General features: G+C 53.8%; 24 protein-coding genes and 2 pseudogenes. 9 read left to right on the top strand and 17 right to left on the bottom strand.

Going from position 1 to position 25,227, the window contains the following annotated elements; genetic code table 11:
* Positions 1-146 precede the first annotated feature (146 nt).
* The 7 genes and pseudogenes from ruvB to aspS all read right to left on the bottom strand — a co-directional run bounded on the left by ruvB (position 147) and on the right by aspS (position 6,945).
* Positions 147-1,156, bottom strand: a pseudogene (gene ruvB / locus DCH402_RS09520) (Holliday junction branch migration DNA helicase RuvB).
* Between the two features lie 7 nt (positions 1,157-1,163).
* Positions 1,164-1,781, bottom strand: a complete 618-nt coding sequence (gene ruvA / locus DCH402_RS09515) for a Holliday junction branch migration protein RuvA (RefSeq protein ID WP_040000870.1) — start codon at positions 1,779-1,781, stop codon at positions 1,164-1,166.
* A gap of 258 nt (positions 1,782-2,039) precedes the next feature.
* Positions 2,040-3,071, bottom strand: a complete 1,032-nt coding sequence (locus DCH402_RS09510) for a HoxN/HupN/NixA family nickel/cobalt transporter (protein WP_040000869.1) — start codon at positions 3,069-3,071, stop codon at positions 2,040-2,042.
* Positions 3,072-3,326: 255 nt separating this feature from the next.
* Positions 3,327-3,848 (bottom strand): crossover junction endodeoxyribonuclease RuvC, encoded by a 522-nt coding sequence (gene ruvC / locus DCH402_RS09505; RefSeq protein ID WP_012769966.1) that lies wholly within the window; start codon positions 3,846-3,848, stop codon positions 3,327-3,329.
* Positions 3,849-3,888: 40 nt separating this feature from the next.
* Positions 3,889-4,632, bottom strand: coding sequence for a YebC/PmpR family DNA-binding transcriptional regulator (locus DCH402_RS09500; protein WP_040000868.1), 744 nt, complete (start codon positions 4,630-4,632; stop codon positions 3,889-3,891).
* Between the two features lie 71 nt (positions 4,633-4,703).
* The gene (gene nudB / locus DCH402_RS09495; RefSeq protein WP_012769968.1) at positions 4,704-5,153 is read right to left on the bottom strand and encodes a dihydroneopterin triphosphate diphosphatase; all 450 of its coding nucleotides are present in this window, start codon (positions 5,151-5,153) and stop codon (positions 4,704-4,706) included.
* A gap of 1 nt (position 5,154) precedes the next feature.
* The gene (gene aspS, locus DCH402_RS09490) at positions 5,155-6,945 is read right to left on the bottom strand and encodes an aspartate--tRNA ligase (RefSeq protein ID WP_040000867.1); all 1,791 of its coding nucleotides are present in this window, start codon (positions 6,943-6,945) and stop codon (positions 5,155-5,157) included.
* Between the two features lie 327 nt (positions 6,946-7,272).
* Between aspS and DCH402_RS09485 the strand changes: the two genes are divergently transcribed.
* The 4 genes from DCH402_RS09485 (at position 7,273) to cmoB (ending at position 10,513) form a co-directional block, all read left to right on the top strand.
* Positions 7,273-8,085 carry a DUF72 domain-containing protein gene (locus DCH402_RS09485; RefSeq protein ID WP_040000866.1) on the top strand — a complete coding sequence of 271 codons (813 nt, stop codon included), beginning with the start codon at positions 7,273-7,275 and terminating at the stop codon, positions 8,083-8,085.
* Positions 8,086-8,254: 169 nt separating this feature from the next.
* Positions 8,255-8,650 (top strand): MAPEG family protein, encoded by a 396-nt coding sequence (locus DCH402_RS09480; protein ID WP_012769971.1) that lies wholly within the window; start codon positions 8,255-8,257, stop codon positions 8,648-8,650.
* Between the two features lie 151 nt (positions 8,651-8,801).
* The gene (gene cmoA / locus DCH402_RS09475) at positions 8,802-9,545 is read left to right on the top strand and encodes a carboxy-S-adenosyl-L-methionine synthase CmoA (RefSeq protein WP_040000865.1); all 744 of its coding nucleotides are present in this window, start codon (positions 8,802-8,804) and stop codon (positions 9,543-9,545) included.
* Positions 9,542-10,513 (top strand): tRNA 5-methoxyuridine(34)/uridine 5-oxyacetic acid(34) synthase CmoB, encoded by a 972-nt coding sequence (gene cmoB / locus DCH402_RS09470; protein WP_040000864.1) that lies wholly within the window; start codon positions 9,542-9,544, stop codon positions 10,511-10,513. The genes cmoA and cmoB overlap by 4 nt, the downstream gene beginning before the upstream one ends.
* 85 nt (positions 10,514-10,598) lie before the next feature.
* Here the strand turns inward: cmoB and DCH402_RS09465 are convergent, their stop codons facing one another.
* Positions 10,599-10,856 (bottom strand): hypothetical protein, encoded by a 258-nt coding sequence (locus DCH402_RS09465; protein WP_012769974.1) that lies wholly within the window; start codon positions 10,854-10,856, stop codon positions 10,599-10,601.
* Between the two features lie 115 nt (positions 10,857-10,971).
* Here DCH402_RS09465 and DCH402_RS09460 point away from each other — a divergent pair, with 115 nt between their 5' ends.
* The gene (locus tag DCH402_RS09460; protein ID WP_040000863.1) at positions 10,972-11,220 is read left to right on the top strand and encodes a hypothetical protein; all 249 of its coding nucleotides are present in this window, start codon (positions 10,972-10,974) and stop codon (positions 11,218-11,220) included.
* On the opposite strand, the gene cutC is transcribed toward DCH402_RS09460, so the two are convergent.
* Both cutC and DCH402_RS09450 read right to left on the bottom strand, forming a co-directional pair.
* Entirely contained in the window at positions 11,217-11,981 is a 765-nt protein-coding gene (gene cutC, locus DCH402_RS09455) for a copper homeostasis protein CutC (protein WP_040000862.1), read from the bottom strand. The two genes, DCH402_RS09460 and cutC, sit on opposite strands and share 4 nt — an antisense overlap.
* 204 nt (positions 11,982-12,185) lie before the next feature.
* On the bottom strand, positions 12,186-12,758 hold the full coding sequence (locus tag DCH402_RS09450; protein WP_040000861.1) for a VOC family protein: 573 nt from the start codon (positions 12,756-12,758) through the stop codon (positions 12,186-12,188).
* Between the two features lie 701 nt (positions 12,759-13,459).
* On the opposite strand from DCH402_RS09450, the gene argS reads away from it, so the two are divergent.
* Positions 13,460-15,190, top strand: a complete 1,731-nt coding sequence (gene argS, locus DCH402_RS09445) for an arginine--tRNA ligase (protein ID WP_040000860.1) — start codon at positions 13,460-13,462, stop codon at positions 15,188-15,190.
* A 95-nt stretch (positions 15,191-15,285) separates the two neighbouring features.
* Here argS and DCH402_RS09440 read toward each other — a convergent pair whose 3' ends face one another.
* The 5 genes and pseudogenes from DCH402_RS09440 to rimJ form a co-directional block, all read right to left on the bottom strand.
* Positions 15,286-16,878, bottom strand: a complete 1,593-nt coding sequence (locus DCH402_RS09440; RefSeq protein ID WP_040000859.1) for a methyl-accepting chemotaxis protein — start codon at positions 16,876-16,878, stop codon at positions 15,286-15,288.
* 385 nt (positions 16,879-17,263) lie between these two features.
* A complete protein-coding gene (gene murJ / locus DCH402_RS09435) occupies positions 17,264-18,799 on the bottom strand; it encodes a murein biosynthesis integral membrane protein MurJ (protein ID WP_040000858.1) in 1,536 nt (511 codons plus the stop codon).
* Between the two features lie 309 nt (positions 18,800-19,108).
* Positions 19,109-19,219 (bottom strand): annotated as a pseudogene (locus DCH402_RS21950) (Gfo/Idh/MocA family oxidoreductase); the annotation flags it as partial.
* A gap of 10 nt (positions 19,220-19,229) precedes the next feature.
* The gene (locus DCH402_RS09430) at positions 19,230-19,874 is read right to left on the bottom strand and encodes a YceH family protein (RefSeq protein ID WP_040000857.1); all 645 of its coding nucleotides are present in this window, start codon (positions 19,872-19,874) and stop codon (positions 19,230-19,232) included.
* Positions 19,875-19,899: 25 nt separating this feature from the next.
* Positions 19,900-20,484: a ribosomal protein S5-alanine N-acetyltransferase gene (gene rimJ / locus DCH402_RS09425; protein WP_040000856.1), complete on the bottom strand. Its 585-nt coding sequence runs from the start codon at positions 20,482-20,484 to the stop codon at positions 19,900-19,902.
* Positions 20,485-20,794: 310 nt separating this feature from the next.
* Between rimJ and mdtH the strand changes: the two genes are divergently transcribed.
* The 3 genes from mdtH to DCH402_RS09410 all read left to right on the top strand — a co-directional run bounded on the left by mdtH (position 20,795) and on the right by DCH402_RS09410 (position 23,579).
* Positions 20,795-22,000, top strand: coding sequence for a multidrug efflux MFS transporter MdtH (mdtH, locus tag DCH402_RS09420; RefSeq protein ID WP_040000855.1), 1,206 nt, complete (start codon positions 20,795-20,797; stop codon positions 21,998-22,000).
* Between the two features lie 239 nt (positions 22,001-22,239).
* Positions 22,240-22,887: a glutaredoxin 2 gene (grxB, locus tag DCH402_RS09415; RefSeq protein ID WP_040000854.1), complete on the top strand. Its 648-nt coding sequence runs from the start codon at positions 22,240-22,242 to the stop codon at positions 22,885-22,887.
* A gap of 128 nt (positions 22,888-23,015) precedes the next feature.
* Positions 23,016-23,579 (top strand): lipoprotein, encoded by a 564-nt coding sequence (locus DCH402_RS09410; protein WP_040000853.1) that lies wholly within the window; start codon positions 23,016-23,018, stop codon positions 23,577-23,579.
* 47 nt (positions 23,580-23,626) lie between these two features.
* On the opposite strand, the gene DCH402_RS09405 is transcribed toward DCH402_RS09410, so the two are convergent.
* Together DCH402_RS09405 and DCH402_RS09400 are read right to left on the bottom strand one after the other, a co-directional pair.
* Positions 23,627-24,205: a TorD/DmsD family molecular chaperone gene (locus tag DCH402_RS09405; protein WP_040000852.1), complete on the bottom strand. Its 579-nt coding sequence runs from the start codon at positions 24,203-24,205 to the stop codon at positions 23,627-23,629.
* Between the two features lie 46 nt (positions 24,206-24,251).
* Positions 24,252-24,989 (bottom strand): phosphatase, encoded by a 738-nt coding sequence (locus tag DCH402_RS09400; protein ID WP_040000851.1) that lies wholly within the window; start codon positions 24,987-24,989, stop codon positions 24,252-24,254.
* Between the last annotated feature and the right edge of the window lie 238 nt (positions 24,990-25,227).

Here is a 25,227-nt window from a genome sequence, read left to right as displayed (position 1 = left end):
GGTTGGCAACGCCGGGAAAAAGCGAATTAACCTGTTGGTGGGTTACAGCGTAATACGATTTGCCGCCAGTCAATCGGCTGGCGGCAACGATGAAAAACGATGAAAGGCGACCAGTGACTGTTCTTCCGGTGCTCTCTTCGGGGTTCCTACTCTTCCTGCTCGCGGGTCAGGCCGAAATGGCGATAGGCATGTTGCGTCGCGATGCGTCCACGCGGTGTGCGTTGCAGAAACCCTTGCTGAATAAGATAAGGCTCCAGCACATCTTCAATCGTTTCACGTTCTTCGCCAATCGCCGCCGCCAGGTTGTCCAGACCCACCGGCCCCCCCATGAACTTATCGATAACCGCCAGCAGCAGCTTGCGGTCCATATAATCGAACCCTTCGGAGTCTACCGCCAGCATATCCAACGCCTGAATGGCCACCTCTGCCGAGATCGCACCGTCTGATTTCACTTCGGAGAAATCACGTACCCGGCGTAACAATCGGTTGGCGATACGCGGCGTACCACGCGACCGACGAGCCACTTCCAGCGCGCCGTCAACCGTCATCTCCAACCCCAGGCACTGAGCGCTGCGCTGCACAATATGTTGTAAATCAGCAACCTGATAGAACTCGAGTCGCTGCACGATACCGAAACGGTCTCGCAGCGGCGACGTCAACGATCCGGCTCGGGTCGTCGCCCCGATAAGCGTAAAAGGCGGCAAATCCAGCTTGATGGAACGTGCTGCCGGCCCTTCACCGATCATAATATCCAACTGATAATCTTCCATCGCCGGATAGAGCACCTCCTCTACGACCGGCGACAGCCGATGAATCTCATCAATGAATAACACGTCATGCGGCTCGAGATTGGTCAACAACGCGGCCAGGTCGCCCGCTTTTTCCAGCACTGGACCGGAGGTTGTCCGCAGATTGACCCCCATTTCGTTAGCAACGATATTCGCCAGCGTGGTTTTACCCAATCCCGGAGGCCGAAAATCAACAAATGGTCAAGTGCATCACCCCGCCTGCGCGCGGCCTCGATAAAAATCTCCATCTGTTCGCGCACCACCGGCTGCCCGACATATTCGGATAACAGCTTGGGACGAATAGCGCGGTCCAGTATTTCCTCATCGGAGACTACACTGGGTGAAATCAGGCGGTCGGCTTCAATCATATCTACCTCACAGCGCAGCGCGTAGCGCATCCCTGATCAGGGTTTCACAATCAGCACCCGGTCGAGACACTTTATTCACCATCCGGCTTGCTTCCTGTGGTTTATAACCGAGCGCAACCAGCGCGGCTTCCGCTTCGGCTTGTGGATCCGCTTCCGGTGCCGCCTCACCGGTTTGCGCCGGCAAGGCAATATCACTGGCGGCATTGAACAGATCGCCGTTCAATCCTTTAAAGCGGTCTTTCATTTCCACCACAAGCCGCTCTGCCGTTTTCTTGCCCACGCCCGGTAATTTCACCAACGTGTTGATTTCCTGACGTTCTACCGCACTGACGAACTGCTGGGCCGACATACCGGATAAAATCGCCAACGCCAATTTCGGCCCGACGCCATTGACTTTGATCAGTTCGCGAAACAGAGAGCGTTCTTGTTTATTGTTAAAACCAAACAGCAATTGTGCATCTTCGCGCACCACAAAATGGGTAAAAATCACCGCTTCCAGGCCAAGATCCGGCAGTTCGTAAAAGCAGGTCATCGGCATATGCACTTCATATCCCACGCCGCCGGCTTCAATCAGTACCAGTGGCGGCTGTTTCTCTAATACAATGCCTCTGAGACGACCTATCACGTGGTGTTTTCCTTTATCTGGCTGATGTCAACATGGCGCGGATACCCGCCATACGTCATGGTTGCGGGTGCGTTGGCACTCCTGCAACCCGAATTATTTTGGGTATAGCTTATAACACAAAAAAAGAGGCGGATACAGAAAAGCTGGATGCATATCCAGATATCGGGCGTCGAGGGGTGAAAGCCCCCCGACAATCAATGAAAACGAGATAATACCGGGGAAACCGCTGGGATACGACTCCAGTTAACCATGCGGCTATTACGCCGCCGGGCTATTCATGGCATCGTAATTTCGCCAGCGATAATTGGCTAATGAGACTATCCAACATACGATAAACAGTGCCACGACATAAAATCCGGCGTTGCCCAACTGCTCATTAAACGTATCGATGACTCCCCATAAACCCGTATGTAGATCCAGTTTATCCGCCAGTAATCCGAGTGCTTCCATACCGCCGATAAACACAGCCACCACCACCGATGTCGCGGTAATGGTCAAATTGTAGTAGAGCTTACGTTGCGGTTTGCTGAATGCCCAGCCATAAGCGCCGACCATCAACACATTATCCAGCGTATCCACCAGTGCCATACCGCAGGTAAACAACGCCGGGAAAATCATGATCGACCAGATCGACATCCCCTGCGAAGCACCAGCGGCGGAAATGCCCAATACGCCGATTTCGGTAGCCGTATCGAACCCTAAACCAAATAACAGCCCCACCAGATACATATGCCAGCTTTTGTTCACCAACCGAAACGTGGCGCGGAATAGCCATCCCATGATACCGGCGGTCGGCACACCATCAGCCTGGCCGAGTATTCCTCGATCACCCTGTTTGAACTGCTGAAAACGTTTCCAGACGCCACGTAAAATCACCAGGTTCACCAACGCCATCAGCAGTAAAAAACCGGCGGAAACCGATGTGCCGATCACGCCGCCAACCTCGTGAAACCATGCCATATCGTCCTGTAATGCGGCGGCTGTTGCCGCCAGCGCCAGCGATGCCAGAATGACAATCGAAGAATGTCCTAACGAAAACCATGCCCCGACACCCAACGGCATTTTGCCTTCCTGCATCATTTTACGGGTAACGTTATCGATAGCCGCGATATGGTCAGCATCCACTGCGTGGCGCAAACCGTAACACCACGCCAGCAGGCAAGTAGCCATCAGAGCCGTATGGTTGTGAAATACGGCCCATGCCAGCAGCCACACCAGCACATTGACCACCACCAGACCACTCAGTATTGCCACAGCTCGCGGATTATTTTTGAGAAGTGAAGACAGCATACAAAGACTCGGTATCAATCCGGCGGGTTATCGCCGTCGGGTAAATTGTGGGTATGAGATTTTATGAATTGTTCATACACCGCCGTGTTATTCCAGATCAAAACAAAAGGCGGTTATGACAGCGAAAGACAGGTAAGACACCTGAACACAGCGCCAGAGGGGGTCCATCAAAGAAAGCAGGTAATCAGGCTGCTTTCTGACAAAAGCGGTAGTTTGCTTGGTCAAACCGCAGCCGGGATTAAAACATAATATCGATTAGCGAATACGCCCACGCGCCAGCGTCAGCTTGTCGTGGCTAATTCGTGAGAAATTCTGACTAAAATGACAGTGCGTAATGGCAATCGCCAGGGCGTCGGCGGCATCAGCCTGCGGGCTGGCTGGCAGTTTGAGTAGTGTTTTCACCATATGCTGAACCTGGCTTTTTTCGGCAGCGCCGGTGCCGACCACCGTTTGCTTTACCTGCCGCGCCGCGTATTCAAATACCGGCAATGACTGGTTAACCGCCGCCACAATCGCTGCACCTCGCGCCTGCCCCAGCTTCAACGCCGAGTCGGCATTGCGAGCCATGAACACCTGCTCGATAGCGAAAAAATCAGGTTGAAACTGCGTGATGATTTCACTGACGCCGGCATAAATCAGCTTGAGACGCGTGGGCAGATCATCCACCGCGGTGCGGATACACCCACTCCCCAGATAGCTGATCTGCCGCCCTTGCTGACGGACAATGCCGTAACCGGTCACACGGGAACCGGGGTCGATGCCGAGAATAATACTCATCACGCCTCCCCGGTTGTCGGCTGCAATGAACGGGCGGCCATTACAGCAGCGCCGCTACCTCATCGGAGATCTCACCATTGTGATAAACCTCCTGCACGTCGTCGCAATCTTCCAGCATGTCGATCAAACGCATCAGCTTCGGTGCGGTTTCAGCGTCCATGTCCGCTTTGGTTGACGGAATCATTGAAACTTCAGCGGATTCAGCCACCAGACCAGCTGCATCAAGCGCATCTTTTACCTGCCCGAAGCTTTCCCACGGCGTAAACACGTCGATCGCGCCATCGTCGTAAGACACTACGTCATCGGCACCGGCTTCTAGCGCCGCATCCATCACCGTGTCTTCATCCAGACCCGGTGCATAAGAAATTACGCCTTTCTTGGAGAACAGATAGGACACCGAGCCGTCGGTTCCCAGGTTGCCGCCGCATTTGGTAAAGGCATGACGCACTTCAGACACGGTGCGGTTACGGTTGTCACTCAGGCATTCCACCATCACCGCTGTGCCGCCAGGGCCGTAGCCTTCATAAATGATGGTTTCCATGTTGGCATCTTCATCGCCACCCACGCCGCGCGCAATCGCCCGGTTCAGGGTATCGCGCGTCATGTTGTTGGACAGCGCTTTATCAATGGCGGCACGCAGGCGGGGGTTGGAGCCGGGATCGCCGCCGCCCAAACGGGCCGCGGTAACCAGTTCGCGGATAATTTTGGTGAAAATCTTACCGCGTTTAGCGTCCTGTGCTGCTTTGCGATGCTTAGTGTTGGCCCACTTACTATGACCTGCCATAAAAATCTCCGAAAAAAGCCTGTTATACCCTTAAGTTATCGGGCCGCCACCTTGCGGCGCCCCGGGAATCGTCAGGGCCTGGCTGGACAAATAACAAATTCTTCAATCGCCTGCCGGTTGCTCCAGGATTTGGTCAACCGCGCCGCATCGGGCGCATCCAGCCATTGGTAAGCCAGATGTTCACTGATCTCTACCGGGCGTTCATCGGGCAATGCCAGACAGAACCAGTGTTCCAGGTTATGCGTCACGCCAGGGGCATAGCGACGTCTCAAATGAGCAAAAAGCTCGAATTCCACACTGCGTTGACAGTCAACCAACGACAACGCCTCAGCGGCGATGTCGATGTTAACTTCTTCTTTCACTTCACGCTGTGCGGCACATCGCGCGCTTTCATCCTCTTCCAGGCTGCCGGTCACCGACTGCCAGAAATCCGGATCATCACGTCGCTGAAGCATGAGCACCCGCCCAGTATTCCCGGCATAAATCACCACCAGCACCGAGACGGGTCGCTTATAGTTCATCTTACTGATTCTCTGCATCCTGAGCGGCTTTGCCTTTACCTACCACCGCGATGGACAATTCTTCCAGCGCCGACGGATTGGCGAAGCTCGGCGCTTCAGTCATCAGGCAGGCCGCCGCCGTCGTTTTCGGGAAGGCGATGACGTCGCGAATATTGTCGGTACCAGTCAGCAACATCACCAGACGATCAAGGCCGAAGGCCAGACCGGCATGTGGCGGCGTGCCGAATTTCAGGGCATCCAGCAGGAAGCCGAATTTTTCGCGCTGCTGCTGTTCATCAATGCCGAGAATGCGGAATACCGTCTGCTGCATTTCACCATTATGGATACGCACCGAGCCCCCACCAACTTCATAGCCATTCAGCACCATGTCGTAAGCGTTGGCGATAGCGGCTGTCGGGTTGGCCGCCAGCTCCGTCGGCGACATATCGCGCGGTGCGGTGAACGGGTGATGCATCGCGGCCAGTCCGCCTTCGCCATCCTCTTCAAACATCGGGAAGTCGATGACCCACAGCGGCTGCCAGCTATTTTCATTGGTGATTTTCAAGTCGCGGCCTAATTTCAGGCGCAGCGCACCCAACGCATCCGTAACGACTTTAGCGCTGTCGGCGCCGAAGAACAGAATATCGCCATCATCGGCAGCGGTACGTGCCAGCAAGTCAGCCAGAATGCCGTCATTCAGGAACTTGGCGACCGGGCTCTGAATGCCCTCAAGCCCGTTAGCTTTCTCGTTAACCTTGATATAAGCCAGCCCTTTGGCGCCGTAGATCTCAATGAATTTGGCGTATTCGTCGATCTGTTTGCGGCTGAGTTGCGCGCCGCCCGGCACGCGAATCGCCGCTACACGACCTTTCGGATCGTTGGCCGGACCGGAAAACACCTTAAAATCCACGTCTTTAAGCAGGTCGGCCACGTCTACCAGTTCCAGCGGGTTACGCAGATCTGGTTTGTCGGAACCGAAACGGCGCATGGCTTCAGCGAACGTCATGATCGGGAAGTCGCCCAGATCCACACCCTGCACCTCCAGCCACAGTTCGCGCACCAGTTTTTCCATCACTTCCCGCACCTGCGGCGCGGTCATGAAAGAGGTTTCCACATCGATCTGGGTAAACTCCGGCTGACGGTCGGCGCGCAGGTCTTCATCGCGGAAGCATTTGACTATCTGATAGTAGCGATCGAACCCGGACATCATCAGCAACTGTTTAAACAATTGCGGCGATTGCGGCAATGCGTAGAATTTACCTTTATGCACACGGCTCGGCACCAGGTAATCGCGAGCGCCTTCCGGCGTAGCTTTGGTCAGCATTGGCGTTTCGATATCGAGGAAGCCGTGGCTGTCCATGAAACGGCGTACAAAGCTGGTAATCCGGGCGCGGGTTTTCAGGCGCCGAGCCATCTCCGGCCGACGCAAATCAAGATAGCGGTACTTCAGGCGCGCTTCTTCGGTATTGTTTTGATTGGAGTCCAGCGGCAGCGGTTCAGCACGGTTGATGATAGTCAGCGCCGTCGCCAGCACTTCCACCTCACCGGTCGCCATCTCTTTATTAATTTGATTGTCCGGGCGCGCGCGCACCACGCCGGTCAGTTGAATGCAGAATTCGTTGCGCAGTTCAGAAGCCAGTTTGAACGCATCCTGACGATCCGGGTCGAAGAACACCTGCACCAGACCTTCGCGGTCACGCATATCAATAAAAATCAACCCACCCAGATCGCGGCGGCGATTGACCCAACCGCACAACGTCACTTCCTGGCCCACATGGGACGAATTCAACAGCCCGCAATATTCAGTACGCATTACGATGTCCTTTTACACCGCCGCCGGTGCTCTGTTCCACTCGCCAGTTGGCGACGATACAGAATCGGTGAACCGGTCGGCATGGTTTTTCTGGATTACAGTCCAATGAAAAAAGGGGAGCATTATAAAGGAATTTCCCCATAACGATAAGTCTGATGGTAGCGGTCTGCGGGCCGCCCCGCATACTCTTTTTTGCTTTTTGCCGCGCTTTTGCCTGCGAGTTACACAATTGCGGGGGATTATGCTAAAACCTTGTTACATCAGTCGTTATGATGACTGACCATCAAGGGCGTTAACTCGCAAAGAAAGCTATCGGGACAAAGGCTTATGTATATCGGTTTACCGCAGTGGCAGCATCCGGGTTGGGTCCGGCTGGGTCTGCGCGATCTGGCGGATTATGCCCGCTACTTCAACTGCGTGGAGGGAAATACCACCTTTTATGCGTTGCCATCGGCGGAATCGGTGTTGCGCTGGCGCGATATGACCCATGACGATTTCCGTTTCTGTTTCAAATTCCCCTCCGCCATCAGTCATCAGGCCGGGTTGCGTCATTGCCAGCAGCAAGTAGCGGAATTTTTCCGCTGTCTGGAACCGGTCCACCATCGGTTAGGCCAATTGTGGTTACAGTTGCCGTCTGCGTTCGGGCCGGATCAGGAAGAGACGCTGTGGCAATTTCTGGATACGTTACCGGCGGGCTTTTGTTACGGAGTCGAAGTGCGACATCCGTTGTTTTTCGCCAAAGGTGATGAAGAGCGGCGACTCAATCAAGGATTACATCAACGCGGCCTGAATCGGGTGATTATGGATAGCCGACCGGTGCATCATGCCGCACCGGTGAGCGACGTGTTGCGGGATGCGCAGCGTAAAAAACCTAAAATCCCGCTGCATGTGGTGCGCACCGCCGACGCGCCACTGGTCCGGTTTATCGGCAATGAAGACCCGGACGATAATCTGCACTGGTTCATGCCGTGGGTCGCCAAACTAGCGCAATGGCAATCGCATTCGCCGTACCTGTTCATCCATACCGCCGGAACGACCAGCGCGCCTGAACTGGCACAACGCTTGTGGCCACACCTGAGCGCCGTTATCGCCGACATGCCGCCCAGCCCCGACTGGCCGCAACAAACCTCGCTGTTTTAACGCTGTTTCACAACCATGAAGGCAGACGCAATCGTTGTCGCCATTATCACAATTTCTTATCAACGGTATTGGCTATCTGTCAATTTTACCTACAATATCTTCATGTTATGCCGGTGACAGACAAGCTATGATAGCGGTTGCCGTTTCTGGTCGGGCAATGGAGTAAAAAATGGTAAGCGCGCTTTATGTAGTGCTCAGCGCATTGTTGTTAGTGAAATTGTCGGTTGATGTGATGAAACTGCGGATGCAATACCGGGTGGCCTACGGCGACGGCGGTTTTTACGAGTTGCAGACCGCTATTCGCGTTCATGGCAATGCCGTAGAGTACATCCCTATCGGTGGTCTTCTGCTGGTGCTGATGGAGATGAACGGCGCGATGAATGCGATGATCCATCTGTGTGGCACCATGCTATTACTCGGTCGTTTGTGTCATTACTATGGCCTGCGGCATCGCGAATTGAACTGGCGGCGTTCGGGCATGATGGCAACCTATCTCTCGCTGTTGCTGATGATCCTGTTCAATCTCTACTATCTGCCCTGGGATTTGGTACTGACCGTACGGTAACCTCATCTCGCTGTTTACGGTAAGGCTCAATACCTCAGGCTAACCCAGGCCTTCGCCTTACCCCCTTCTTCATCATACATCTTTGCACCATTTCGCCCCCTCTTTCTGTTAGAATGCACCTTTGTTCTTCCCTGTATGTATTTTTCCTGCTATGTCAAACCGCGATATGCTTTTCTCCGCTCCCATTGCCAACCTGGGTGACTGGACGTTTGATGAACGCGTGGCTGAAGTGTTTCCAGACATGATCCAGCGCTCGGTTCCCGGCTATTCGAATATTATCGCTATGATCGGCATGCTGGCGGAGCGCTTTGTTCAGGCCGATACCCAGGTTTACGATCTGGGGTGTTCTCTGGGCGCCGCGACCCTATCGATGCGCCGTAATATTCGTGTGCCCGGCTGCCGTATCATTGCCGTCGATAATTCACCTGCGATGGTGGCTCGTTGCCGCCGCCATATTGAAGCTTTTCGCGCGGAAACGCCGGTTGAAGTGCGTGAAGCCGATATTCTGGATATCGACATTGAAAACGCATCGCTGGTGGTGCTGAATTTCACGCTGCAGTTTGTCCCGCCGGCACATCGTCTGGCGCTGCTACAACGTATCTGGCAAGGGCTGCGCCCCGGCGGGGCGCTGGTATTGTCGGAAAAATTCAGTTTTGATGATGCGTCGATCGGCGAATTGCTGTTCAACATGCATCTGGACTTTAAACGCGCTAACGGCTACAGCGAGCTGGAAATCAGCCAGAAACGCAGCATGCTGGAAAACGTCATGCTCACCGACTCGGTCGAAACACACAAAGCCCGGTTGCGCGAGGCCGGCTTTAGTCACAGTGAAATGTGGTTCCAGTGCTTTAACTTTGGTTCCCTGCTGGCGCTGAAAGCGGAGCCGCATCCATGATCGATTTCGGCAATTTCTATCAGTTGATCGCCAAAGGGCCGCTCAGCCATTGGCTCAATACGCTACCGGCCCAAATCAGCCAGTGGCAACAGGACTCATTACACGGTGAATTCAAGCATTGGCTGAATACCGTATCTCACCTGCCGGCCTTAACCCCCGACCAGCTCGATCTTACTCACAGTGTAACGGCGCGCCTGAATACACCGTTGTCGATTGGCCAGCAAGCCGGGATTGAACGCTTGTTACGCAACCTGATGCCCTGGCGTAAAGGTCCGTTCTCGCTCTACGGCGTCAATATCGACACGGAATGGCGCTCTGACTGGAAGTGGGAACGCGTCTTACCGCACATCAGCCCATTGCAGGACAAACTGATTCTGGATGTGGGTTGCGGCAGCGGTTACCACCTGTGGCGAATGATCGGCGCCGGTGCCCAGCTCGCTGTGGGTATTGATCCGATGCAATTGTTCCTGTGTCAGTTTGAATCGGTACGTAAGCTATTAGGCGATGATCAGCGCGCCCACTTGTTACCGCTGGGCATCGAGCAGCTACCGGCACTGGCGGCATTTGATACCGTCTTTTCAATGGGCGTGCTCTATCACCGCCGCTCGCCGCTCGACCATTTATGGCAGCTAAAGAATCAGTTGGTGGCTGGCGGAGAGCTGGTACTGGAAACACTGGTGGTGGAAGGCGACGAGTACAACGTCTTGCTGCCGGGAGAACGCTACGCCCAGATGCGCAACGTCTATTTCCTGCCTTCCGCCGCCGCACTGGCTCGCTGGCTGGAAAAATGTGGTTTTGTTGATATTCGCATCGTAGACCAATGTGTGACGACACTGGAAGAACAACGCCGCACCGACTGGATGACCACGGCTTCGCTGGCGGATTTTCTTGACCCGAACGATCATAGTAAGACCGTCGAAGGCTATCCGGCGCCTTTGCGCGCTGTGCTGGTCGCGCGAAAACCCTAGGGAAAAACACGACATCCGGAGCCAGGGCGGCACGGTATGGTGGCAATCTCGCTAACATGCCCCGCCGCCCATGATGCTCACGACATTAATTGCGATTCTTGACGATCAGCTCAATAGCAGCGTCTTCGGTCATGTCGGTACTCAGGATCTCGACATCAATATCCTGATTGCTGACCTCATTAAAAAGCGTCGTCTTGCCGACGGTATGAAAATCACCCGTTATCGCATCCCCTCTTTCCACCTCATAAATATCCAGCAATTTAGCAACGATGAACCTTTCTTCAGGATCGCGGATAACGATGCAACCTATGCGATGCTCATGATGAACAACGATTCCACGCATGACAGGATTCCTTTTTGTTGACTGTTGGGATAATAAGCAGCATATCACCGGCTTAAGGCGATAAAAGATAAGCGTATAACAATTCAGCGCATTTTTGGCGGCAGATCACGTTCAAATGATGAAAAATCCCCACAACCGTGATTTTATCATCGAGGTTGATCAGGTAAGCGGCCGCAGAGCGATGCACGACGGAAAATATCCGCGAGAGTGGCGACGAAAAGACGAAAAAGAAAAAAGAGAAAAAAAGCCCCGGCAAGGTCGCCGGGGCCTGGTACTCGCAAGCAAACCGAAAAGGGAATGCTGCGCGGCAAAGGGCATCGGAAGAATACCAGACAGCGCCAATCTTCTTATGGGCACAGTCTAGAAAGCGGATGTCGCAGAGGGAACCGTTTCCGGGCTCAGGGCATTTTTCATAGCCGCTACGACATCGCCATCAACACAGTAATGCTGGAACTCGTCCATTTCGGTTTCAGAGCAGAGCGTGACACCCAATTTACGATAACGCATCGGCGATGGCAGCCACTGGCCCGCCGATGTATGCAATTCCTGAATGCCGCAGGCGCGGAATTTGTGCAAGTTGGTCAAGCGCACCCCCGCACCGGCCATAATGATTGGACCACAATCGGCCTCATTAAGTTCCCGTAACAGCGTTAATCCATTTTCGGCGCTTTGCTGTTGGCCGGACGTGAGGATACGCGCGACCCCCAAATCCGCCAGTTGATGCAGCGCCAACCGTGGATTCAGGCACATATCAAATGCGCGATGGAATGTTACCGCCAATCCCTCGCATCGCGCCATAATCTGCCGCATACGGGCGATATCGATATGTCCCTCCTCATCCAGAACCCCTACCACCAGCCCAGGAAACCCCATCGCCTTAATCTGATCAATGTCATACAACATCGCGGCAAATTCTTGCTGGTTGTAGCAAAAATCCCCCCCGCGCGGCCTTACCATCGGGTGTACCGGAATTGAGATCATATCCCCGGCGCGGCGCAACACACCGTACCCCGGCGTTAACCCACCCTCGCGTTGTGCGGCACACAGTTCAATCCGGTCCGCCCCCGCCTGTTGTGCCGTCAGCGCGCAGTCCAGGCTGTAGCAGCAGACCTCCAACATCGGCATACCCCCTCCTTTGCAAAAAAATAACGAAACCGGAAAAACACCGTATTTCCGAAACATTCATCCGTTCATGACAGCATAACGCCGTGATACAGGGCCTAATACTGGCATCCCCCTGACGGTGGGGAAGAGAGGCGTGTCACACTGGCGACAGGATTTGCGCGTGGAATATGACACGCCACACAATTTACATGACCATGCGTTAACTTACTGAGCGGCCGACTGTTCGCTGGCGACGATCGCTTGTATGCGATAGGGATGAAATTTCAGGGTGATGCGGCCATTCGTTACCGCTAATGTCGGATTAGGCAGGCGCTCACCCTTTCCCTGAGGATGACTGAATTTCAGCTTAATGCCGGGCGTGGTCAGGGCTACGTCCGACAAGCAGGCCAGCGCGCGAGGATGTAATGTCGCCGGATCACCGGGCAATACCAATTCCACATGTTCCCATCCTTCATGCGGGTAATATCGGCTACCAGGCCATGGAAGTTCTATGCAATCAATCCGCCAGGGGCCGACGACCAACGGCTGGTGTAGCGTAAACAGACAAATTTTCCGGCCATTGATAAGGTTTTCCGACAACAGCGAACCGCACTCTAGCAACGCAGAGTACCATTGTTCCGCCGTGCTGTTTTGATGACAGCGTAAAGAGATGTGGTCGGCCTCAAACGCGGTCAAGTCAAGTTCGAGCTGCTGTGCGAATTGCTGAAGTTCAGCCGTAAAACGGGAAAGATCATTCATTAAGGCGGAGGGAAGCGTCGACGGTAACAAAGCGGTCATTATTTTCTCATTAACCTGAATAATAGTTTATTCAGCCTAATTTAACATAGACAGAAATAACCTCCATCTTTTTGCAGTTTTTGTATCATACCATGCTGACATTAGCCTTACTTTCTTGTCTTTTCATACAACCATTCGCGATGACAGACAAACTTCATTCCAATCAAATAATAATAACATCGGATATCGTTAACAAAATGACAGAAATATAATAAAAATTACAATTTATTGATTTTAAATGATTTTAAAAAACTGATGAGAGTATTCTTAAATATCCTCTGTAACATTGAGAAATAAACAAAAAAACGATAACTTCGAAACTCCCCAATCTCCATTAAATGACCAAAGGGCATTCACCATGTTACTAATAACGTTCTCTATGCTAGTTGTCATTGCCGGCTATTCACTGTTCCGTCATTTCAAAACGATACAGAGCACACGATTGAGCACGGATCGCCGCCACAGACGACGCTAAGTTTTTTTTATATACCTCCCCGCCTTTATTTAGGCTTGCCGGCAAGCCAGGTCTTTCACCTTAATTTTATTATCGATAATGACAGCACCGGTTTTGCTGCATTGTCCGGCGCATTATTTTATTTTTACTGCCGCCCCGCACGGGGCGCTTGTTATAACCGCTCTGCTGACTCTCCCCCCCAAATATGGTATAAGGAAAGGCTTGATTCGTCATTTAGGGTAAACCGGTGAATATTCAGGCTCTTCTTTCAGAAAAAGTCCATCAGGCAATGATTGCGGCGGGCGCGCCCGCTGACAGCGAAGCAATGGTTCGCCAGTCAGCAAAAGCGCAATTTGGTGATTATCAGGCAAACGGCATCATGGCAGTCGCCAAGAAACTCGGCATGCCGCCGCGCCAGTTGGCCGAAAAAGTGGTTCAAACGCTGCAACTGGATGGCATTGCAGCCAAGACGGAAATTGCCGGTCCCGGTTTCATCAATATCTTTCTCGACCCTCAGTGGTTGTCCGCTCAACTGGAGCATGTGCTGGCCGCCCCGAATCTGGGGGTTTTGCCCGTCGAGCCGCAAACCATCGTCGTTGACTATTCCGCACCTAACGTCGCCAAAGAGATGCACGTCGGTAATCTGCGCTCCACCATCATCGGTGATGCAGCGGTGCGTACGCTGGAGTTTCTCGGTCATCGCGTTATCCGCGCCAACCATGTCGGTGACTGGGGTACCCAGTTCGGTATGCTGATTGCCCATCTGGAAGACGTGCAAAACGGCAGCGCCAGCGATCTGGAATTGGCCGACCTGGAAGCCTTCTACCGCGAAGCGAAAAAACAGTATGACGAGGATGCCGCCTTCGCGGAACGCGCCCGCGGCTATGTGGTGAAGCTACAAAGCGGCGATGAGTACTGCCGCTCAATGTGGCGTAAGCTGGTAGACATCACCATGGTCCAAAACCAGCGTAGTTACGACCGTCTGAACGTCTCGTTGACGCCAAACGACGTCATGGGTGAAAGCCTTTATAACGAGATGCTGCCTGAAATCGTCGCGGACCTGAAAGCCAAAGGGCTGGCAGAGGAAAGCGAAGGCGCCATCGTGGTCTATCTCGACGAGTACAAAAACAAAGAAGGCGAAGCGATGGGCGTCATCGTCCAGAAAAAGGATGGCGGCTACCTCTACACCACCACCGACATCGCCTGCGCCAAGTACCGTTATGAAAAACTGGGTGCCGACCGCGTGCTGTACTATATCGACTCCCGCCAGCATCAACACCTGATGCAAGCCTGGAGCATCGTACGTAAAGCCGGTTACGTGCCGGAGTCCGTCAGTCTGGAACATCACATGTTCGGCATGATGCTGGGTAAAGACGGTAAACCGTTTAAAACCCGCGCCGGCGGCACCATCAAGCTGTCTGAGCTGCTGGATGAAGCCTACGAACGGGCGCTGGCGCTGATTGCAGGCAAAAATCCGGAGATGGATCGCACCGAACTGGAACAACTGGCGCAGGTGGTATCCATTGGCGCCGTCAAATACGCCGACCTGTCGAAAAACCGCACTACCGATTACATATTCGACTGGGACAATATGCTGGCGTTCGAAGGCAATACCGCGCCGTATATGCAGTACGCTTACACTCGCGTGTCGTCTATCTTTAAACGCGCCGGTGTGGAAGAAAACAGCCTGACTCAGCCAATCGCCCTGACTGCCGAGCATGAACAAGCTCTGGCTACCCGCCTGCTGCAGTTCGAAGAAACGGTGACGACGGTGGCCCGTGACGGTACGCCGCATGTGATGTGTGCTTACCTGTACGATCTGGCCGGGCTGTTCTCCGGTTTTTACGAAAACTGCCCCATCCTCAACGCCGACAGCGAAAGCACACGCCAAAGCCGCCTCAAACTGGCGCTGCTGACGGCCAAGACGCTGAAAACCGGCCTGGATACGCTGGGTATCCAGACGGTCGAGAAAATGTAAGCCTTATCTGGGCCGACGTCAGGTTTCAGACTGTCGGCCCGCTCGCCTCCTGCGCCAAAACACACCTCACCAGCGTCGGCTTCTCTGTCGCTCGGTTATTTCATCCCCAAAGACAGCGTATTGGTCGATGCATTATCCAGTCGTTGATGACCTGCTCCAGCCTTCAACCGGAAAATCTCTACCAGTTGGCGCAACCTCGCCGCCTGATCATTGAGCGACTCCGCCGCCGACGATGCCTGTTCCACCATAGCCGCGTTTTGTTGCGTGACGGCTTCCATTTGGTTGATCGCCACGTTGATCTGGCTGATACCCCGGCTCTGTTCCTCCGATGCCATCGACATTTCGCCTACCAGCGACGACGCATTGGTGATCAGCGCTTTAACGTTGCTGATCGCATTGCGTACATCATCGGCTTGTTGCGAGCCGTTTCTTACGGCGGTTATGGCATTATCGATCAGCGTTTTGATTTCTCTGGCGGCCGAAGAGGAGCGCTGCGACAACGTACGCACCTCACCCGCCACCACAGCAAAGCCACGGCCATGTTCACCGGCACGCGCGGCTTCCACTGCTGCGTTAAGCGCCAGAATATTAGTCTGGAAAGCGATCCCTTCAATCAGATTAGTAATCTCCGCCACTTTCTCCGAACCGGAAGCAATCGCTTTCATCGCCTGCATCATGCGTTCGACGGAATCATCACCATGGGTCACGGCGTCCGCCGCCTGCTGACCAAGGCTATTGGCCTGCCGGGCGTTATCGACATTGCTTTCTACCGTGGAGGAAATCTCATGCATGCTGGCGGCGGTTTGCGCCAGGGATGAGGCCTGTTCTTCAGTCCGCGCGGACAGATCGATATTTGCCGCGGCAATCTCGTTAGACGCCGTCGCCACGCTTTCGCTGGCCATACGCACATCCGCCAGCACCGTGGCGAAACGCTCGGTCAGGTTATTGAGCGCCTGCGCCGTCTTACCGATTTCATCATGATGGCTATCATCGGCCCGCAACGTCAGATCCAGATTGTCGCTGATCGTCAACAACGTGTGTTGCAAGTGATTCAGGCTACGGCGAACGTAGAGCAGAATCACCCACGCCAGCGTACCAGCTACCCCAACGGAAACAACGATCAGGCTGACCAGCGTATAGAGTGCGATGTTGTAGCTTTCTTTATTCGCCTTTTCCTGATTACTGGCCAGCGTCAAATTGTATTCTCGCTGATCCTGCAACAATTTTATCAATGCCTGCTCGGTTTGTTTTTTAGTATTTTCTGCTGCTGCATCGGTACTTTTCTGAATAGTGCCGCCTTGATAAAGGCTATCGATAGACTGACGGTAAGACGCCAACAATTGAATGGTGTTATCGGTCATCTGTGCGTCACGATCGTCGGAAATATAATTTTGCTTATAATCCGCCATGAATTTATCTACGTTCGCCAGTTGTCCCAGAATGGTTTTTAACTGACTCACGCGCTGCGCTTGATCCTCAATCTCCGACAGCATCGAGAGCGATGCCCGTACTTCACGCATATTGATATTCGAGTTAGATAATAACGTCAGGCTGGGTAAGGTATTGCCGGTAACGTATTCAACCCTGTCTTTCGAATCCCCCAGTGCTTTGATGCCGTACCCGCCCACCCCACCGAGCGCCAGTACAAAAATCGCGATAGCTATGGCTAACTTCTGGAAAATCGTCATCTTTTTTTCCTTTGTTTACTAAAGGTTATTGTGTTTTTATTTGAAGCATCAGTAATGTATTTACCGATAATTTATTATCGGCAATATACGCAAACACATTAATAAAATTAACATATAAAACAGCAACATAAATAACATCAATTGGCCGGAAAACACGTAAATCCAGGTCCATATTGTGCGATTGACTTCCATCATTCGGTGTGTAACCAATCAGAAACACTGAACAAAATGGTAAAATTCAAGCAATATGCTATTTTTTTAAGAAACGACGAAATAAAGGGGGGATACTAAAGATGTCTCAATAAGCAGGCCCGCAGGCGGCCTACCAAGCAAGCCGACCGCGAACCATGAAAGAAAAATCAACCAATGAGGAATCAGGAAAAAATCAGACGCTACGGCGGGAAAAATCTCCCGGACGGAATCCCAGTGTGACCAGCGAGGCAAAATAGCTGACGACACCTGCCGCCACTACCATCAGCAAACGCAACAGCCGCTCCGTCATATTGCCTTGCTCCCAGGGGGGCATCCACAGATTCAGCGTGATCAGCACGGCAGACATCACCACGACGGCCGTCACCAGTTTCACCAAAAATACCGTCCAGCCCGGTTGAGGGGCAAAGATACGCTGGCGACGCAACTGCCAGAATAACAACCCGGCGTTGAAGCAAGATGCCAGACCAATCGACAGCGACAGCCCGGCATGTTGCAACGGACCGATAAATATCAGGTTCATCAACTGGGTCATCACCAGTGTCGCCATGGCGATTTTTACCGGCGTTTTAATATCCTGCCGTGCATAAAATCCCGGCACCAATACTTTCACCAGGATTAACCCCATCAAACCGATGGAGTAAGCGACCAGCGCACGCTGCGTCATCATGGCGTCAAACGCGCTGAATTTACCGTACTGGAACAGCGCCACCGTCAGCGGTTTCGCCAGCAGTCCCAACGCCACCGTCGCAGGCAATGCCAGCACGAAGCATAGCCGCAACCCCCAGTCCAATAACCGGGAATACTCCTGGTGGTTGCCGCTGGCGACGCTTTTCGACAACGACGGCAGCAGAATCGTCCCTAATGCCACACCCAGCACGCCGGAGGGAAACTCCATCAATCGATCGGCATAGTACATCCACGAGACAGCGCCCTGGCTGAGGAACGAAGCAAAAATGGTGTTGATGATCAGAGAGATCTGGCTGACCGATACGCCAATAATCGCCGGCACCATCAGCTTCATCACCCGGCTGACGCTGGGATCGCGAAACTTGATGCGCGGCAACACCAACATGCCGATTTTTTTCAAATACGGCAGTTGATAACCCAGTTGCAGCACCCCGCCGACTATCACCGCCCAACCTAGCGCCATCACCGGCGGGTCAAACCAGCGGGCACCCAGCAACGCAAAACCGATCATACTGATGTTTAATAAGGTTGGCGCAAACGCCGGAACCGAAAATCGGTTCCAGGTATTGAGCACCGACCCAACCATTGATGTCAGCGAAATCAGCAGGATATAAGGAAAAGTCACCCGCAGCAGCGCAGAGGTCAATTCAAAACGCTCCGGCGTCGAGGCAAAGCCCGGCGCGGTCACCATGATGACCCAGGGGGCGGCAATCATCCCGGCTACCGTCACCAGCGCCAGAATCAGCGTCAACATGCCGGCGACATAGGCCATAAAAGTGCGCGCCGCCGCCTCGCCTTGCTGACTCTTGTACTCAGCCAGGATCGGAACGAACGCCTGAGAAAACGCGCCTTCGGCAAAAGTACGCCGCAACAAATTAGGTAGCTTGAACGCCACAAAAAAAGCGTCGGTTGCCATACCGGCGCCAAACACGCGAGCGACGATCGCATCGCGCATAAATCCCAACACACGAGAAAGCATGGTCATGGAACTGACCGCTGCCAGTGATTTCAGTAGATTCATTCAGTTGTTCTGACTATGGGAAAGAAATGGATGGCGGGGAAAAGCCGTTCGACCGCCATGCCCAGGACGGTCACACCGCCCGCAACGCCTCACGCCATAGCGGCGGCACTCACTGCCGATCGCTCACTGCGCGGGTTATCGCGGCACACAGCCTAGTCGATTGCCCCGCCAATAGCCACATGAGCAACCGATGGCCGCTGTTTTTTTCAGCATTCTCTCAATAGCATCTCGATCACCCGTTGCGCATACAACGCCTGATCACCTGAGCTTAACGGCGGCGTATGTGAAACCATCGCCGATCACCTGCACCACCAACGCTTCTGCCTGCGCCAGCGGTTTATCCACATAAACGTGTTTGCCCGCCAATAACAGCGTATTAACCATCTCATAATGGCTGGCGGTACTACTGTGGACAAATATCGGAACCACATCAGGCAAGACGCGCCTGCAACGCCGCCAGTTGCGCCCGTAATTCAGCAACATCATTTTCCAGTACCGACACCCGGGCAGCCAGGCCGTCATCCGGCGGCGCATCACCCGACACAGAAGGCGCCGCCTCGGCCACTTCGCCGCTAAACAGATGCATAAAACGGCTTTCGCGTTTACCCGGCTCGCGCGCCAGCCGCACCACAAACGGCCCGTCCTCACGCTGTTGCAGGTGCTGCAACACGTTCTCCACCTCTTCCATATCGGCAAATTCGTGCAGACGAGCGGCACGGGTGCGCAACTCGCCCGGCGTCTGAGCACCGCGCAGCAACAAGGTCGTCACCAGCGCCACTTCGGCCGTGGAGAATTTCAGGTCGCCGAATTCAGAGTTGCAAAACCGGTGTTCATATTTCATTACCCGATTGCCAAAACCGCTGACGGTACGCAGAAAATGTCGTTTCACCAGCAAGTCCAGCGTTTGTTGCACCTCGTTTTCGGTCAGATCCATCACCGGCTCGCGGTTGGTCTTCTGATTACAGGCGGCGGTCAGGCCATTCAGGGACATCGGATACTGCTCCGGGGTCGTGACCTGCTTTTCCAGCAGGCATCCGATTACCCGCGCTTCCTGGGGCGTCAATGAGTATTTCATGGCTTCTCCTGATTTATCCGTGCATTCAGCGCATCGGCGTCCATTCATTGTTCGTCAGAGCGGTCAGCACATGATCCTGCCACTTGCCGTCAATCAATAAATAATTTTTGGCGTAACCTTCTTTCTCAAACCCCAGCCGGGCCAGCAGGTTGCCGCTACGATGATTATGCGGCATATAGTTGGCCATAATGCGATGCATATGCTGCTGGCACTGCATGTAACGCAATGCCGACTGCAATGCTTCGTACATGATCCCCTGCCTCTGCCATTTTTCACCCAGCGAATACCCCAGATAACAGGCATGAAAAGAACCGCGCAGCACATTACTGAAGTTAGCCACGCCGCGCACTTCGTTTTCATCCGGGTCCAGCAGCAAAAAATAGTACGCGCTCCCCTGTTTGTGCATATCGCAGATCACGCTCAGCCGCGCCTGCCAACCGGAAGGATAACAGTGGCTGGCATCGCGCACCGGCTCCCAGGGTTTTAAAAAATCACGGTTCTCCGCGTAATACTCAGCCAGACGCCAGGCATCGCGTTCGTGCGCCAGACGGACCACCAGCCGATCCGTAATCAGACGGACTCTGGGTGTCGTTGAGCGATAGCCAAACATGCCTTCCCCCTCAGGTGACGAATTATCGATAAATAAATTTTATTAATGCGATCAACGCCGATACGGCGGACGCCATAACCGGATAACAAGCCAATAGCGCTTACTATAACCACATAAATTCCATAGCGTAAAATCATGACCGCCGAGTTATTGAACAATCGATACGCCGCACTGACTTTTTTTCTTAAACTGTTCGACAGATAACAGTTGAACGATAAAAAAATTTATTAGCAGGATCCCCTATCACGATGACGCAATCGGCGAGAGAATAGACAAGCTGCATTCCTTTCTTTTTTCCTCGTGGTGAAACATGTCATTAATGACACAGGCCCGCAGTCTGGGTAAATATTTTCTGCTGCTGGATAACATGCTGGTGGTATTGGGTTTCTTCGTCGTGTTCCCGTTGATCTCCATTCGCTTTGTCGATCAGATGGGCTGGGCGGCGCTCACCGTCGGGATTGCACTCGGCCTGCGTCAATTCACCCAACAAGGGCTCGGCATTTTCGGCGGCGCCATCGCCGACCGTTTCGGCGCCAAACCGATGATCGTCACTGGCATGTTGCTGCGCGCGTCTGGATTTGTGTTCATGGCGCTGGCTACGACACCGCTGATGCTGATGCTCTCCTGCGTACTGTCGGCACTGGGCGGCACCTTATTCGAACCACCGCGTAACGCGATGGTTATCAAGCTGACCCGGCCGCACGAACGCAGCCGTTTCTTCTCGCTGTTAATGATGCAGGACAACGCCGGCGCAGTGATCGGCGCGCTGATCGGTAGCTGGTTGATGCAATATAACTTTTCGGTGGTGTGCTGGGCCGGCGCGGCGGTATTCGTGCTGGCGGCCGCGCTGAACGCCCTGCTGCTGCCCGCCTATCGCATTTCCACCATTCGCACCCCCATCCGCGAAGGGATGATGCGGGTGATGCGCGACCATCGCTTCGTCGTTTATGTGCTGACGCTGACCGGCTATTTCATGCTGGGCGTTCAGGTGTTGTTGATGATGCCTATCATGGTGAATGAACTGGCCGGCACGCCGTCTGCAGTGAAATGGATGTACGCCATTGAAGCTGCGCTGTCGCTGACGCTGCTTTACCCGATAGCACGCTGGAGCGAAAAACGTTTCCGCCTGGAACAGCGGCTGATGTTCGGGCTGTTCATCATGACCCTGAGCCTGATCCCGATGGGCATGATCACCAGCCTGCAATGGTTGTTGGGTCTGATCGGGCTGTTTTACATTGGTTCCATCATCGCCGAACCGGCGCGGGAAACGCTGGGCGCATCGCTGGCCGATGCCCGTGCCCGCGGCAGCTATATGGGATTTAGCCGCATGGGGCTGGCACTGGGCGGCGCGCTCGGTTACAGCGGTGGCGGCTGGCTGTTTGATACCGGAAAGGCGCTCGGCCAACCGGCCTTGCCCTGGGGTATGTTAGGCATTATCGGCATGCTGACCCTGGCCGCCCTGTACTGGCAATTCCATCTGAAACGGATCGAACCGGCAATGCTGAACGAGCATTGATCAAGGCTATCAATCACACTCAGTCCACATCATCTGCGGGGCGCCGTCATCGCCCCATTTTTACCTGCTATTTCCAACCGTTGCTGCGCACATTTGTTTCGACGTACATTTGTTTCGACGTACATTTGTTTCGACGTACATTGCACATGGACGCACAGCGGCTGACAATGGATAATTTCCCCGACATCATGATTACGGCTGCGTCTGATCCCGGCGTCGCTCAACCAGGGAGTGCCCATATGAAATTGTTTGTCTATGAACATTGTCCTTTCTGCGTGAAAGCACGCATGATTTTCGGCCTTAAACGGTTGCCGGTGGAACTGCATGTGTTGTCTAACGATGATGAAACCACGCCGATTTCAATGGTCGGCCAGAAAGTGGTACCGATCCTGCAAAAAGACGACGGCAGCTACATGCCGGAAAGTCTGGACATCGTGAAATACGTTGACGAGCTGGACGGCAAACCGGTGCTGACCGGCCCGACCAACCCGGCTATCGACACCTGGATTCGCGGCGTGTATGAATACGCGCCGCGCCTGCTGATTCCCCGTTTTTCCCGCGCGGATTTCGACGAGTTCACCACTGACGCCGGCCGCAACTACTTCATTCACAAGAAAGAGGGGCAAATCGGCAGCTTCGATACTCATTTCAGCCAGAGCGCTGAGCTGATCAGCCAGTTGGAAAGCGACCTGCAAGCGCTGGCGCCGCTGATAGTACCGCCACAGGCGTGCAACGGTACGTTGTCGCTGGATGACATCAACCTGTTTGCCCTGCTGCGCTCGCTGACCATCGTTGCCGACGTCAATGTCCCGGCGAGTGTCGCCGCTTACTGCGACACCTTGTCTCAAAACGCCAACGTCGACCTGCTGCTTGAACAGGCACAATAATCCCCTTGTCGCCGCCGCCCGACGGCGGCGTTTAGGCGTATTCCGATTGGCGATGTGAGCGGAATAACGCACCCTGCCGGCATTCCTCGCCTAGCGAGGTCTATTACGGAAAACAAGAGGTTATAACAATGAAAAAATCGGGACTGGCCGCTCTGGCGCTGCTGGGTACATTGCTGATAAGCGGTTGTAACCAACTGGCGCAATACAGCCTGAGCGAGCAAGAAATTAATCAGTATTTGCAGCAACATAATGACTACCAGAAGCAATTGGGCGTTCCCGGCGTGGTGGATGCACATATTACGCTGACCGAGCTGACCAGCCAGATTGGTCGCACAGAACCCGGCAAAGTGACGCTGAGCGGTACCGCCAAGGTCGATATCAGCTCGCTGCTGGGTAAACAGCAGGCAGACATGAAACTAACGCTTAAAGCCCAGCCGGTGTTCAACAAGGATGAAGGCGCCATCTACCTGAAAGAGATGGAGTTGGTGGATTACAGCGTTCAGCCGGAGAAATTACAAACAGTGATGCAAACGCTGACGCCCTACCTGAATCAGTCGTTGAAAAGCTATTTTGACCAGAAGCCCGCTTATGTGCTGAACCCGGAGCACAGCAACAAAGAGGCGCTGGCGAAGAAACTGGCCAAAGGCATCGAGGTGAAACCCGGTCAACTGGTTATCATGTTGACCGATTAAGACTTGATCGATTAAGACAAAAAGGGGTGGCATCCGCCACCCCTTTTTCACTCTTCAGGCGTCTCATCATCCATCTCGCCGTTTTCCGCTTCCGCCAGTTCGTCACGCATCGCGTCCAGTGCTTCACGGCAAATGATCGCCAGAGTGCGATAAAATGCACTGGTAGCATGGCTTTCCACCTTGCCCAGAAAACGATCACTCCACGGCAATAAATAGTTATCGAAAAACGCCGACTGCGCCGCCGTTTCATCTTCCTGTGCCTGATCTTCCAGCCAGGACGCCGCCAGCAGCAAAGCACCAAAGTGATCCACCGGCCCGTCGCCCAACGGCATACCACGTTGTTGTAAAAACGAGCGGATTTCAGCTTCCGGCGCGTCCGGCTCCCAACTGGAGCGCCACGGCGCTACCGAGGGTTCTGCGCCGAACAATGCCTCATAATCAGCACTCATCGCCGGTAAATCGACGTTGCGCTGCCAGCGCGCCATCAGCTCGTCTTGCGCCAGCGGCCATTGCTGCGCCAGCTTGCCTTGCTCAATCAGGGTAAACAACGGCGCCAACAGCGGATCCTGCGGCGAGCGGTTAAACAGCGTGCCGAGAATGCGGCACACCACGGAAAATTCATTCATCTCATCAACCTGTAAAAAGACATGACGGCGCGATTAAGTGACAACGTCACAGATCGGCAAACTCCGGGATCACCGGCTTACCGCGCTGCTCCAGAAAATCCAGCACCCGGCGCGGGCTGACATTCAACACGCGATCCTGCGGAAAATCAACGTCCCGCATAATACGCTCACAATGTGGAAATTCCCCCAACGACCAGGCGATATGCGAATCCGACCCCAGAGCCAGATAACCGCCGGCGTCACGCACCGCTTCGGCTATCGCCCGGCAATTCACCTCGCTGCCTTTGCGGGAATGGGTGAAAGAGGAGTTATTCAATTCCAGCGCCACGTTATATTTGGCCGCCGCTTGCGCCACCGCACGGATATCAACAGGGAATTTCGGGTTACCGGGGTGGCTGATGATATGTACCACCCCTTGTGCCATAGCGGCAATCATCGCTTCGGTATGGGCTTCACGATTTGAAGGGGGAAACACCGGCTCATGAAAACCGGCGATAATCAGATCCATGCTTTCCAGCATCGGCCCGGTGCAGTCGATATCGCCCGCCAGATTCTTAATGTTAGCCTCAATACCTCGCAGAATACCGATACCGTCCACTACCCGCGGCCAGACACGCATATTAATGAAATGCCAGTGATGCGGCGCATCCGCCATATCCGGGCCATGATCGGTAATGGCGAACAGGCGGATCTGCTTAGTTTTAGCTTCGGCCACATAGTCATGTAAGGTGCTGTAGGCGTGGGTGCTGGCGACGGTGTGCATGTGTAAATCGACGGGATACATGGTTTCTCCTGACTCGGCATTGATAAGCCAGCATAGCATTTATCCTGCACCGGCACAGCCGAGGAGTCGGCACCACAACCGCAAATTAACAGAAGTGAAACATACGCCGTCTTGTTGCACACCCGGACTACGAGCCGACAAGACGGACTGGCGAGTAAAGCAACAGATTGCGCTAAGTTTGGCTAAACGCACGTTTTTATGAAAGAAGTGTGTTGACGCTGCGGCGGATTTTCCCTAG

It is taken from the genome of Dickeya chrysanthemi NCPPB 402 (assembly GCF_000406105.1).
In the GTDB taxonomy this organism is placed as follows: Bacteria; Pseudomonadota; Gammaproteobacteria; order Enterobacterales; family Enterobacteriaceae; genus Dickeya; species Dickeya chrysanthemi.
This window is presented reverse-complemented; position numbering and strand designations above follow the sequence as displayed.

Bases quoted from the DNA above. Each gene is read 5' to 3' on its own strand.
- DCH402_RS09510 (WP_040000869.1), bottom strand. From the start codon at position 3,071: ATGCTGTCTTCACTTCTCAAAAATAATCCGCGAGCTGTGGCAATACTG.
- ruvC (WP_012769966.1), bottom strand. From the start codon at position 3,848: ATGAGTATTATTCTCGGCATCGACCCCGGTTCCCGTGTGACCGGTTAC.
- DCH402_RS09500 (WP_040000868.1), bottom strand. From the start codon at position 4,632: ATGGCAGGTCATAGTAAGTGGGCCAACACTAAGCATCGCAAAGCAGCA.
- nudB (WP_012769968.1), bottom strand. From the start codon at position 5,153: ATGAACTATAAGCGACCCGTCTCGGTGCTGGTGGTGATTTATGCCGGG.
- aspS (WP_040000867.1), bottom strand. From the start codon at position 6,945: ATGCGTACTGAATATTGCGGGCTGTTGAATTCGTCCCATGTGGGCCAG.
- DCH402_RS09485 (WP_040000866.1), top strand. From the start codon at position 7,273: ATGTATATCGGTTTACCGCAGTGGCAGCATCCGGGTTGGGTCCGGCTG.
- DCH402_RS09480 (WP_012769971.1), top strand. From the start codon at position 8,255: ATGGTAAGCGCGCTTTATGTAGTGCTCAGCGCATTGTTGTTAGTGAAA.
- cmoA (WP_040000865.1), top strand. From the start codon at position 8,802: ATGTCAAACCGCGATATGCTTTTCTCCGCTCCCATTGCCAACCTGGGT.
- cmoB (WP_040000864.1), top strand. From the start codon at position 9,542: ATGATCGATTTCGGCAATTTCTATCAGTTGATCGCCAAAGGGCCGCTC.
- DCH402_RS09465 (WP_012769974.1), bottom strand. From the start codon at position 10,856: ATGCGTGGAATCGTTGTTCATCATGAGCATCGCATAGGTTGCATCGTT.
- DCH402_RS09460 (WP_040000863.1), top strand. From the start codon at position 10,972: ATGATGAAAAATCCCCACAACCGTGATTTTATCATCGAGGTTGATCAG.
- cutC (WP_040000862.1), bottom strand. From the start codon at position 11,981: ATGCCGATGTTGGAGGTCTGCTGCTACAGCCTGGACTGCGCGCTGACG.
- DCH402_RS09450 (WP_040000861.1), bottom strand. From the start codon at position 12,758: ATGACCGCTTTGTTACCGTCGACGCTTCCCTCCGCCTTAATGAATGAT.
- DCH402_RS09440 (WP_040000859.1), bottom strand. From the start codon at position 16,878: ATGACGATTTTCCAGAAGTTAGCCATAGCTATCGCGATTTTTGTACTG.
- murJ (WP_040000858.1), bottom strand. From the start codon at position 18,799: ATGAATCTACTGAAATCACTGGCAGCGGTCAGTTCCATGACCATGCTT.
- DCH402_RS09430 (WP_040000857.1), bottom strand. From the start codon at position 19,874: ATGAAATACTCATTGACGCCCCAGGAAGCGCGGGTAATCGGATGCCTG.
- rimJ (WP_040000856.1), bottom strand. From the start codon at position 20,484: ATGTTTGGCTATCGCTCAACGACACCCAGAGTCCGTCTGATTACGGAT.
- mdtH (WP_040000855.1), top strand. From the start codon at position 20,795: ATGTCATTAATGACACAGGCCCGCAGTCTGGGTAAATATTTTCTGCTG.
- grxB (WP_040000854.1), top strand. From the start codon at position 22,240: ATGAAATTGTTTGTCTATGAACATTGTCCTTTCTGCGTGAAAGCACGC.
- DCH402_RS09410 (WP_040000853.1), top strand. From the start codon at position 23,016: ATGAAAAAATCGGGACTGGCCGCTCTGGCGCTGCTGGGTACATTGCTG.
- DCH402_RS09405 (WP_040000852.1), bottom strand. From the start codon at position 24,205: ATGAATGAATTTTCCGTGGTGTGCCGCATTCTCGGCACGCTGTTTAAC.
- DCH402_RS09400 (WP_040000851.1), bottom strand. From the start codon at position 24,989: ATGTATCCCGTCGATTTACACATGCACACCGTCGCCAGCACCCACGCC.